This is a genomic window from Francisella uliginis (assembly GCF_001895265.1).
Lineage (GTDB): Bacteria > Pseudomonadota > Gammaproteobacteria > Francisellales > Francisellaceae > Francisella > Francisella uliginis.
The window spans coordinates 882,605-894,208 of sequence record NZ_CP016796.1 but is presented as its reverse complement, the minus strand read 5'-3'; the positions used below and the strand labels follow the sequence as shown (position 1 = coordinate 894,208).

Below are 11,604 nucleotides of genomic sequence, written 5' to 3'. Positions count from 1 at the left end.
TTTGTTTATAAATCTTAGATGCAAACTTGGTGCGGAGTTAAACCATGGAATACAATTACGATATTATTATTATAGGTAGTGGCCCTGGCGGTGAAGGTGCTGCTATGAAAGCGACAAGAAACGGTCAGAAAGTAGCAATTATTGAAGATGATGCCATTGGTGGTGGTTGTAATAACTGGGGTACAATTCCAAGTAAAGCTTTAAGACAGCTTTCACGTGAAATTTGGCATAACAATAAGCACTATGACTTTCCAGAGATGCTTGATACATCTTTTGAAATTGTCCTAAAACAAAGAGAAATCAAAAAAAATCGCTATGCTGAAAATGAGATAGATGTATTTTATGGTTTTGCAAGTTTCCTTGATAAGCATAAGATAAAAATTTCACGTAAAAATGGCTCAACTGAAGTAATTACTGCTAAGAAATTTATTTTATCTACTGGATCTCGCCCATATCAGCCAAATGATATAGACTTTACACACCCTAGGATTCTAGATAGTGATAAACTTTTAGAGCTAAAAGACAAGCAAATCAGATCTATCACAATCTATGGTGCTGGAGTAATTGGTTGCGAATATGCATCTATCTTAGGAACGCTTAACATTCAAGTAAATCTTATAAATACTCGCGATAAGTTAATGTCATTCCTTGATAATGAAATTATCGAAACTCTTACTAATCACTTTACTGTAAACCAAAAAATACACCTAATCCATAATGAAACATATAAAAGCATCAAAGCCAAAGGAGATAAGGTTATAACTACCCTTAACTCTGGAAGGATTATAGAGTCTGATTATGTTTTATTTGCTTTAGGCCGTGCTGGAAATACTGAAGGGCTAAACTTAGATAAAATTGGTGTTGAGTACAACCCTCAAAGAGGACTTGTTCAAGTAAATGATAACTACCAAACAACACAAGAAAATATCTATGCTGTTGGTGATGTAATTGGATTTCCATCTTTAGCATCTTCTGCATTCAACCAAGGTAGATTTGCTGCGACACACATTATAGATGGTTCATGTAATGATAAACTTGTTGAAGATATTCCAACAGGAATTTATACTCGCCCTGAAATTAGTTGTATTGGTAAAACAGAAGAACAATTAACAGAAGAGAATGTACCTTATGAGGTTGGCCGCGCATATTTTAAAGATTTAGCACGCGCACAAATATCATCTAGTGTAACAGGTATGCTAAAAATATTATTCCATAAGGAAACTTTTGAAATTCTTGGTATTCATACTTTTGGCCATAGGGTATCTGAAATTATCCACATTGGGCAAGCTATCAAATCTATGCCAGGTAAACATAATACTATTAAATACTTCTTAAATACGACTTTTAACTACCCTACTATGGCTGAGGCTTATCGTATTGCAGCTATTGATGGAGTTAATAAGCTAAGACCAAAAAATGGTGTAGTAGCTAAAGCTAAAAAAGATAATAAATAAAGCTCATGCACTACGATATTTATATAGTATTTCTTTTTATTTTTCTCTTTGGTGCTGCTATTGGTAGCTTTTTAAATGTAGTAATTTATAGAGTCCCTAATAAACTTTTCTCTGAAGAGAAAGCTATTGCTCGAGAAATATTAGATTTACCACAAGAGCCATCTAAAAACTTTAGTTTATTAACTCCATCAAAATGCCCAAAATGTAATAATAAACTAAAATATCGTCATAATATTCCAATTTTAGGCTGGCTTCTTTTGAGAGGAAAATGTTATTTTTGTCATGAAAAAATATCTTTCGAATACCCTTTAATTGAGTTTATTACAGCAGCTATTTTTGTTGGTATATTTTATTATTTTGGATTTAATATACAAAGTTTAGCTCTTATTGTTTTAAGTGTTTTCTTTATTCCTCTATTTTTTATAGATGCCAAACATAAAATACTGCCAGATTCTTTTACATTAAGTCTTTTGTGGATAGGAATCATACTCAATTATTATGATGTATTTACAACTTTAGAAGTATCTATCTGGGGAGCTATAATTGGGTATCTTTCCCTATGGAGTGTCTTTTGGGTATATAAAATCTTCACAGGCAAAGAAGGGTTTGGTTACGGTGACTTTAAACTTTTAGCTGCAATAGGAGCTTGGTTTGGTTATCCCATGCTCTTGTATACTATATTTGCTAGTTGTATATTTGGTATAGTTATAGCAATCCTTGTAAATATTATAGGTCGCAGAACAAATATAATTCCTTTTGGTCCAGCTATAATTTTAGCTACATTTTTCTATCTACTGACTAAAGATAATATTTATGTATGGTATAATCATATCATGCTAATTAATATTCAATAAAAGCCTTTTAGATGCAAAAAAAAGATATCGCAATTTTAACTTTAGTTACTATTATCGTAGTGTTAATACTATATATATTTAGTACTACTAGTCTTAACAAATCATTATCTGGAAACAAACAAGGCTTATATATTGTTGAACAAGCATTTCCGCAATATAAAGTTATCAAAACATTTGACACTGGTCTTCATCTTGAAGCCTATATTCTTCAAGATAAAAAAGACCCAACTAAACGTACTGTTACATTTACAAGTGAGGATGGTAGTGTAATTGTCAATGGCCAACTTTTAGCTTGGGACAGAAGTGAAAATAAACTAACTAGTTTAAACCAGATTTATACAAATTACTTTACATCAAACCCAAAGGCAAATGAACTATACTTAAATATAAAAAAATATGCTTCATATATTCAGCAAGGAAGTAATGATGCTCCACATAAATTTTATGCTGTAATTGATCCAAGCTGTAGCTATTGTAATCGCCTTTTTGAGGCTACTCAACCTGCTATAAAATCAGGTCAGCTAGCTGTTCGTTGGATTCCTCTAGGGGCATTACGTAATAGTCCAGCTATAGTTAGAAGTTTATTTAACTCTAAAGATCCATTACAAGCTCTAATCAAGTATCACGAAACAAAGACTTATAACAAAGATAATACTAACGCTAATGATAAGGCTGAAGATAACATGAAGCTATCTAAGTATATTCAAGGATTTCCTACTATTTTATACAAAACTCCTCAAGGTGCTTTGAAAATATCTGGTGGTAATAAATTACCATTAACAGATGCAAAAATTGCCCAAAAAGATAACGTCAAGAAAATCAACGAATTTTTACTTCTAACATCAAACCAATTCTAAGTTTATTTATGAATAAAATAATTTTTAGTTTACTAGCTACTCTTTTAATTACAAATTTAACTTTTGCAACATCTAGTCAAAATATCCATATATCTAATGAAATACATAAGATAGAAAAACAACATGGCGGTAAAGTAGGTGTTTATACTATAAATCGTAATAATTGGCATAACTTCACTCATAGTGAGACTTTTTATTTCCCTATATGTAGTGTTTATAAGTTTCTTGTGGTTGGCGCTATTCTTAAAGAAAGCATGACTGATAGTAATTTATTAGATGAAAAAGTTAGAATTTCAAAAAATCAAATAATTGGTTACTCTCCTATCACTAAAAAATATGTAGGTAAAGAAATAACTGTTAAAGAACTTTGTAAAGCTTCTATTTTAAGTGATAACACAGCAACTAATCTTCTAATCTATAAATTAGGTGGCCTAAAGAAACTAGGTGCTTTTATTTTATCATTAAAAGATCATGCTACAAAAATCACAGCCTTAGAACCTAAGATTAATGATGTTAACTTAAAAAATAATCTAAATAAAACTACTCCTAAAATAATAGCTAGAGATCTAAATAAAATTGCTTTTAGTCATGATGTTCTTGATAAAAAACATCGAATTTTATTTAAAAAGTGGTTAAAGGAAAATAACACAGGAAGTAATCGTATAGCTGCCGAGCTTCCAAAAGGTTGGAAAATTGGTGATAAAACTGGAACTTGTGATTATGGTTCAACAAATGATGTAGCTATTGTATGGCCTAATGACTCTCGTGCTATAGTAATATCAATTCTATATACACAACCTCTTAAAAATGCTAAACCTAATGATAAAGTCATACAAGAAGTAGCTAAAATTCTTTTTGATAATTTTCATACTAAAAAAATAGATAAAAAAGATGCCTAAAATAAAAATGATCGTTGGCCTAGGTAATATAGGCAAAGAATATGAAAATACTCGTCACAATGTTGGTGAATGGCTTATTACAGAGATAGCTAAAGAGCAAAATGAAAGTTTCAGCTCAAACTCAAAGCTTAATTCTAATATAGCCAAGGCTAGTATTGCTTACAGTAATGTTTTATTAGTATTCCCAACAACATATATGAATAATAGTGGTCTAGCAGTTAGTAAAGTAGCTAATTTTTTTAAAATTGAACCTGAGGAAATACTTGTTGCCCATGATGAACTAGATATAGACTGTGGTCAAATTCGTCTTAAAAAAGGTGGTGGTCATGGTGGTCATAATGGCCTTAGAAGTATTCACCAACATTTAGGTACTAATGATTACTTACGTTTAAGGATAGGTATTGGTCATCCTGGACACAAATCAAAAGTTTCAAATTATGTGCTATCGAACCCTTCTATCCAACAGAAAAGCCTAATAGATGAGTCTATTAATAATGCTATATGTGTTTTAGATGATATAATAAACTACAAACTTGAGCCTGCTATGCAGAAGCTTCATACAAAATAGAAATTACAATTGGTAGTTTTAAACTTACTATACTGTAATTAAAATACTGTAAGGATAAATTGTAAATTAATCCTTACATTGTTTTTTAAGATATAAAAATAAAGGAATAAAACTAATGGGATTTAAATGTGGTATTGTAGGTTTACCAAATGTTGGTAAATCAACACTTTTTAACGCTTTAACAGAAGCAGGTATTGATGCTGAAAACTACCCTTTTTGTACAATCGATCCAAATGTTGGTATTGTTTCAGTACCTGATCAAAGGCTTAATGAGCTTGCTAAAATTGTTAACCCAGAGAAAATATTACCAACTACTATGGAGTTTGTAGATATTGCGGGACTTGTTGCTGGTGCTAGTAAAGGTGAAGGCCTAGGTAATAAGTTCTTAGCAAATATTCGTGAAACAGATGCTATTGCTCATGTAGTAAGATGTTTTGAAGATGACAATATTATTCATGTAAACGGCCAAATTGATCCTATTGATGATATTAATACTATCAATATGGAATTAATATTAGCAGATATAGAGTCTTGTGATAAAGCTATTCAAAGATTTGCAAAAATGAAAAAATCTGGCGACAAAGAAGCTCTAGCTAAAGCTGACTTCTATACTAAGTTAAAAGAACATCTAGAATCAGAAAAACCAGCCAGAACTTTTGAAATGAATGAAGATGAGACTAAATGGTTAAAACAAACTCCCCTATTAACAAGTAAACCAGTATTATATATTGCTAATGTTAATGATGATGGGTTTGAAAATAATCCTCTTCTTGATAAAGTTGAGGAATATGCCAAAGCTGAAAACTCAAATGTTGTACCTGTTTGTGCCGCGATGGAACAAGAAATATCGCAATTAGAACCTGATGAAAAATTAGAGTTCTTAGCAGATATGGGGCTTACTGAAACTGGTCTTGATAGAGTTATCAAAGCTGGCTATGCTCTTTTAAATCTGCATACTTATTTAACTGCTGGAGTTAAAGAAGTAAGAGCGTGGACTATACCTGTTGGTGCTACAGCTCCACAAGCAGCTGGTGTTATTCATACCGACTTTGAAAGAGGCTTTATTCGTGCTGAAGTTATTTCTTATGATGACTATATTCAATTTAATGGCGAAAAAGGTGCTAAAGAAGCAGGAAAGGCTCGTTTAGAAGGTAAAGACTACATAATGAAAGATGGAGATGTAGTAAACTTTAGATTCAATGTATAATAACTATCCTACCTAATAATGCTAAAGAAGATAATTAATACTTATACTATTGGCTTATCAGTTATTGCAATCACTGGTTGCAATGCAGCTTTTACAGCTCCTAATTATCAATTAGGTGGTACATATTATAATCCTGACTACTCTGACTATAGTAAAAATGACTTAATTAATCGCTATTTCCATGAAAATGTTGAGCAAATGGAAACTAGTCCTTATACATATCAAGGACAATATTATGAAGAAACTGGATTTACTCAACCAAGTCCTTTTATGCAGAATATTAATGATCCTTACGATTAAAACAACAAGTCCTTTATAGTCACAAAACTATTTTGTGAAAAAACTAATAGTTATTATGTCTAGCTAATAATATTTCAGAAGACAAAATTACTATTTTTTCTATGGATAAGCTATAGTCCACTATGTTTAAAACTAGTACTTGATCAAATAGCTTATCAATAAGCTATTTGCTATATTCCGTGGTCAAGCCTGATGGAATGACATACTACTTTTATATGGTTTTAGCTATATATGTCTGACTTAATTATAGGATAGTTAGTTTTATAGAAACTATCTTCTTATCTACGATATTTGTTATTTCGAGAAGAGTATTTCCATATTTAATACAGCATGGTCCAGATGGTAAATTTTCAATTTCTTCAATAATAAGTCCTGATAATGTTTTAGCATCTTCACTCTCAAACTCAATACCTATATGACGATTTATTTCTCTAAGAGTTGCACTACCACCTATTAGATAGCTACTTTCACTAGCTTTACGAATATTATTATTTACATCAAACCTATCAGAGAATTCACCAACTATCTCTTCCATAATATCTTCGATAGTTACCACACCTGTAACATCTCCATACTCGTCAACAACTACAGCAAAACGCTTACTTTTTTTCTGAAAGTTTATTAGTTGAGTTTGTAAAGATACAGTCTCTGGAATGAAGTAAGGCTGCTGAGCAATTTTACGTAAGCTAGATTTTGTAATACTTGTTCTTTTTGATGCTATTAATAAATTAGTTATATCTTTGAGTTTAATAACACCTATTATATTATTTACTCCGCTTTCACAAAGAATTATATTTAATGATTTTACTTTTGAAACTCTTGCTAAGATCTTATCTATTGAATTATTCAGATCAATATACTCTATCTTATTAAAGTGAGTCATCACTTCTTGAACTAGTATTTTATCTAGCTCTAAAACACCTAGAAGCATATTTTTGTTCTTAGCCCCTAGTTTAGCATTTGACTCATGCACAACTGTATGAATTTCTTCTTTATCTAAAGATTCATTATTAACTGGTTCTATTTTAACTCCAAAAATCTTTAAGGTTAATTTTGAAACTGTACTTAAAAAGATAACAACAGGATATAAAGTTAACATAATCAACTTAAGTGGTAGAGAAAAAGGAAATGCTAATCTCTGTGGATATACTGCTGCAAAAGATTTTGGAATTATCTCACCAAATACTAATAGTAGTATTGTTACAGCAATTGTCGAGATTAGTAGACCAATATCTCCAAAATGATCTTCCGAGTAAGATGAAATAACTGTTCCAGCAAAAATATTAGCAAAGGTATTACCAATAAGAATAGCAACCAATAATCTCTCAGGGTTACGAACTAGAGATAAACTTCTCTTGGCGGCTTTATGATTCTTTTTTGCTAGATTTTTTAATTTGTATTTATTTAAGGCCATCATCGCAGTTTCTGAACTTGAAAAGAAAGCCGATGTACAAATAAGAATAAATAGGATAATAACTACAGAATAAGTACTCATATTTTAGATTATAAATAGATAAGTGAGACTTATTCTAACACAAGATTTTTTTCAAAAAAGAAGATTAAAGTAAATAGATAAAAATTTATACTCTCATAAAGTCAGCGTGAACTAACTTAACTTTATATGGGTGTCTTTGTAAAGCTTTAATAATAACTTTTTCTTCTTGTCCATCGATCTGTATAGTTATTTCACTTGAGAAGAATGCTTTATCTTGTGTAGAGTGTAATACTTTATCATGATCCATAACTACAGATACAGCTTCTTTGTCACCACCATATATAATAGCTGGGATTTGTCCAGCTTTTCTTAGACGGCGGCTCGCACCAGTACCTAAATCATTTCTTTTTTCAGCTTTTAAAACGAAATTTGCCATTGTTAGATTCCTTTTATGTATAATTATTTCTTTATATAAATAAACCTGCTAATCTATGCGACCCTAGATTAACTGTGCTATTGTATTAGATTAAAGTTACTAATTCAAGTAATTAATCAACTAAGCCATCAGTTCTGAAAATATCACTTACAGATTCTTCACCATTTGTTTTTTCTACAATTTGAGCCAATAATGGTGCTAATGATATAACTTTGATTTTATCGCAAGCTTCTGCATGAGGCTTAAGAGGTATAGAATCAGTAACAATTAGCTCTTCAATGGCTGAATTTTCTATATTCTTTATAGCATCTCCAGAAAGCAAAGGATGAACACAAAAAGCAGAAACTTTTGCAGCGCCGCCCTTTTCAATCAAGGCTTGTGCGGCTTGACACATAGTTCCACCAGTATCCATAATATCATCCACAAGGATACAGTGTTTACCTTCAACTTCACCAATAATATTCATCACTTCAGCAACATTTGGCTTAGGTCTTCTCTTATCAACAACTGCTATTTCAACACCTAGGTTTTTAGCCACAGATCTGGCTCTAACAACACCTCCCATATCAGGAGATACTATTTTAATATTTTCATACTTAGTTGGATTATTACGCACATGCTCTAAAAATATTTTTGTAGCAAAAGCATTATCAAATGGAATATCAAAGAAGCCTTGAATTTGTTCAGCATGAATATCAACAGATAAGATTCTATCTAAGCCTACAGCTTGAAGTAAATTTGCGACAACTTTAGCAGATATAGGAACCCTAGCAGACTTTGATCTTCTATCTTGTCTTGCATACCCAAAATATGGTAATACTGCAGTAACTCTCTCAGCAGATGATCTTTTAAGCGCATCTATTAGAAGTACTAGCTCCATTAAATTATCCGATGGCGGACAAGTTGACTGAATAACAAAGACATCTTTACCACGAACATTTTCATTTAATACTACTTGTATTTCACCATCTTTAAATCTATCAACAGTAGCATTACCTAATGTTGCACCTAACTCTTTAGCTACTTCACAAGCAAGCTTTTTAGAAGCGTTGCCACTAAAAATCATCAAATCTTCAGACATCTTATCAAAACCTTCAAAATTACACACAAATACTCTTACTAATTTTAATGTTTTTTTTTACTATTGAAAGATACAATTAATAAATTTCAAAAATATTTATCAAAACCACATGTTTTAGGATCATAAATATATGCTCAACGTACCTCTTTTGAATTAAGAATGATACTTTGCTATACTACAAAGCTATTAGTCAAAGTAAGGCGATTTAGTCTTAAAATATCTGTAATTTATGAAATTTAAAATTTTTGATAAAGTATTCCAACCAGGTGAAATGGCTACATTAGCCATGCCTCTTCCTAGTCAGTACTCTTGTGCGCCAATGTATCTTCCTATAAAAGTTCTTAATGGTGTCAAAGAAGGACCTTGCATATTGGTCTTTGGGATGGTTAATGGTGATGAGTTTAATAGTGTTGAGATAATTAACTCTATACTAGAAGAAACTAATCCAAAGAAATTACATGGAACTATAGTTGCTATTCCTGTATTGAATATATTTGGGCTAGTACACTCAGTTAAACACTCTACTCCTTTAGAACAGGCATTTCCTGGTGATGAACATGGTTCTTATATGCATCGTTATGCTTATAGAGTAACCCAAGAAATTATTAAAAAAGTTAACTACTCTATTCAAATAAAAACTGGTGGTTTAAATAGTGAAATTTTACCGCAAGTGTATTTCAATGGTGATGATGAAGATTCAATAACTATGGCAAGATCATTCCAAGCGCCAGTAATTACAGCTGTAAATATGAATCAATCAAGTATTCGCAGAATCCATCAGGATTTACATATCCCTTTTATTTGTTATGAAGCTGGTGAAGCAAATAGGTTTAATGAAGAAGATATTAATGTTGGCGTTGCAGGAATTCAAAATGTTATGCGTAAATTAGGACTCTTAGAAGATGAAGAGTTTACTCAACAAGTCAAACCAGTCGTTTCTGAAGATACTGAGTGGACAGTATCTGATAAGCCTGGAATCTTAAGAACAGAAATAGAATTAGGCACTCGAGTTAAAGAAGGTGAAAAAATAGGTAAACTTATCGATCCATTTGGCAATGATGATAGCATCCATCTAAAGTCACCAATCGATGGTATAGTTTTAGGTATCAACAACTATCCTATGATTAAAGAAGGTGATCAAGTTTTTAAAGTATCATCCTTCCAAGATGATGAAAAAGCAGAAGCAAAGATAGAAGATTGGGAAGAAATAGCAAAAGAAAACTTTAGCGATGAATAATAGATTATCTTTTTTAGCATTAGCTATATGGCTTACTTGTGCTGTATTTTTTATGTATGAGTTCTTACTTAGAACAATCTTAGGAACTTTCGAGCATCAAATTATTTCAGACTTAGATCTTAGTATACTTACATTTAGTATCTTAAGTTCTACAGCATATCAGCTTACATATGGCATAATGCAAATACCCGTAGGAATCATAACGGATAAGCTTGGACTTAAAAAAGCTCTTACTTTAGCTATACTTGTCTGCGCACTAGGTGTTGGCTTGTTTGGACTATGTAATAGCTTTGCAGCTGCGCTTATATATAGAGTAATGATAGGTTTTGGAGCCTCCTTTGGCTTTTTATGTTTACTTATTGCTGTCTATGACTGGTTACCTCATAAACATATTGGGCTATTTATAGGACTTTCTCAATTTATTGGGGTTATGGGGCCAATGTTAGCCGCAGGACCTTTACAATCATTATCTCAAGCAGGTGGAGTAAACTGGCGTTATGTATTTATTGTGTTAGCAATTGTAGGTGTAATACTAGCAACGCTGACTGTATTTATTGTTAAAAATAACGATCAGTCCTCTACAGGCCCAAGTAACAATAAATTTATTCTTTTAGAAAGTCCTAAATCTGTCCTAACAGAGATTAAAAGCATTTTTTCTAATAAACAAGTTTGGTTAATAGCAGTATTTTCTGCTACTACTTATTTAGCTATAGAATATCTATCTGAAAATGCTACTACAAGCTTTTTAAAACTTAATGATTTTGACACTAAATTTGCATCTTATTTGATCACTTTAGCTTGGCTTGGTTATGGTATTGGCTGTCCTAGTCTAGGAGCTATATCAGATAGAATTAGAAGAAGAAAACCTATAATGATTTTTGCAGTTTGTTTAACTTTCATATCATTAGTAACAATAATTTTCTTTCCTATCAACAAAGCTATATTATATATCGCCTTTGTTTGCTTAGGTCTTGGTGCTAGTGGACAAAGCATTGGTTTTGCTATCATAGCTGAGCAATCAAATCCTAATTGTAGAGCCGCTGCCCTTGGGGTTAATAACTTCTTAATCATGTTCTCTGTTGGTATAGGTTCACCAATTATTAGTGAAGTTTTTGATCTATTTTCTAACCAAGGTAAAAATGCTTTAATAAATAGCTATCAATCAAGTTTAAGTTTGTTACTTGTCTTTACAGCTTTAGGTGTATTAATTAGTATATTCTTTATAAAAGAGACGTTTTGTCGTTCAACAAAAGAAGTTATATTCTTAGAAAAATAA

General features: G+C 31.5%; 12 protein-coding genes. 9 read left to right on the top strand and 3 right to left on the bottom strand.

The features are described from left to right. Positions 1–44: 44 nt before the first annotated feature. From sthA to F7310_RS04350, 7 genes are all read left to right on the top strand, one after another. Positions 45–1,454: a Si-specific NAD(P)(+) transhydrogenase gene (gene sthA, locus F7310_RS04380; protein WP_072712067.1), complete on the top strand. Its 1,410-nt coding sequence runs from the start codon at positions 45–47 to the stop codon at positions 1,452–1,454. 5 nt (positions 1,455–1,459) lie between these two features. Next, complete coding sequence (locus tag F7310_RS04375; protein WP_072712065.1) at positions 1,460–2,308, top strand: prepilin peptidase; 849 nt, start codon at positions 1,460–1,462, stop codon at positions 2,306–2,308. Positions 2,309–2,319: 11 nt separating this feature from the next. Further along, complete coding sequence (locus F7310_RS04370) at positions 2,320–3,165, top strand: DsbC family protein (RefSeq protein WP_072712063.1); 846 nt, start codon at positions 2,320–2,322, stop codon at positions 3,163–3,165. Between the two features lie 8 nt (positions 3,166–3,173). Continuing rightward, the gene (gene bla / locus F7310_RS04365) at positions 3,174–4,064 is read left to right on the top strand and encodes a class A beta-lactamase (protein ID WP_072712061.1); all 891 of its coding nucleotides are present in this window, start codon (positions 3,174–3,176) and stop codon (positions 4,062–4,064) included. Beyond that, a complete protein-coding gene (pth, locus tag F7310_RS04360; RefSeq protein WP_072712060.1) occupies positions 4,057–4,632 on the top strand; it encodes an aminoacyl-tRNA hydrolase in 576 nt (191 codons plus the stop codon). Before bla ends, pth begins: the two co-directional genes overlap by 8 nt. Positions 4,633–4,747: 115 nt before the next feature. Further along, on the top strand, positions 4,748–5,839 hold the full coding sequence (ychF, locus tag F7310_RS04355; RefSeq protein WP_072712058.1) for a redox-regulated ATPase YchF: 1,092 nt from the start codon (positions 4,748–4,750) through the stop codon (positions 5,837–5,839). Between the two features lie 18 nt (positions 5,840–5,857). Beyond that, the gene (locus F7310_RS04350; protein WP_072712056.1) at positions 5,858–6,139 is read left to right on the top strand and encodes a hypothetical protein; all 282 of its coding nucleotides are present in this window, start codon (positions 5,858–5,860) and stop codon (positions 6,137–6,139) included. A 244-nt stretch (positions 6,140–6,383) separates the two neighbouring features. Here the strand turns inward: F7310_RS04350 and F7310_RS04345 are convergent, their stop codons facing one another. From F7310_RS04345 to F7310_RS04335, 3 genes are all read right to left on the bottom strand, one after another. Continuing rightward, on the bottom strand, positions 6,384–7,634 hold the full coding sequence (locus F7310_RS04345; RefSeq protein WP_072712055.1) for an HlyC/CorC family transporter: 1,251 nt from the start codon (positions 7,632–7,634) through the stop codon (positions 6,384–6,386). Between the two features lie 85 nt (positions 7,635–7,719). Further along, a complete protein-coding gene (rplY, locus tag F7310_RS04340; RefSeq protein ID WP_072712054.1) occupies positions 7,720–8,010 on the bottom strand; it encodes a 50S ribosomal protein L25 in 291 nt (96 codons plus the stop codon). Positions 8,011–8,122: 112 nt separating this feature from the next. Continuing rightward, complete coding sequence (locus F7310_RS04335; protein WP_072713531.1) at positions 8,123–9,091, bottom strand: ribose-phosphate pyrophosphokinase; 969 nt, start codon at positions 9,089–9,091, stop codon at positions 8,123–8,125. 229 nt (positions 9,092–9,320) lie between these two features. Here F7310_RS04335 and F7310_RS04330 point away from each other — a divergent pair, with 229 nt between their 5' ends. Together F7310_RS04330 and F7310_RS04325 are read left to right on the top strand one after the other, a co-directional pair. Beyond that, positions 9,321–10,328, top strand: a complete 1,008-nt coding sequence (locus F7310_RS04330; protein ID WP_072712052.1) for a succinylglutamate desuccinylase/aspartoacylase family protein — start codon at positions 9,321–9,323, stop codon at positions 10,326–10,328. Next, a complete protein-coding gene (locus F7310_RS04325; protein ID WP_072712051.1) occupies positions 10,321–11,604 on the top strand; it encodes an MFS transporter in 1,284 nt (427 codons plus the stop codon). The genes F7310_RS04330 and F7310_RS04325 overlap by 8 nt, the downstream gene beginning before the upstream one ends.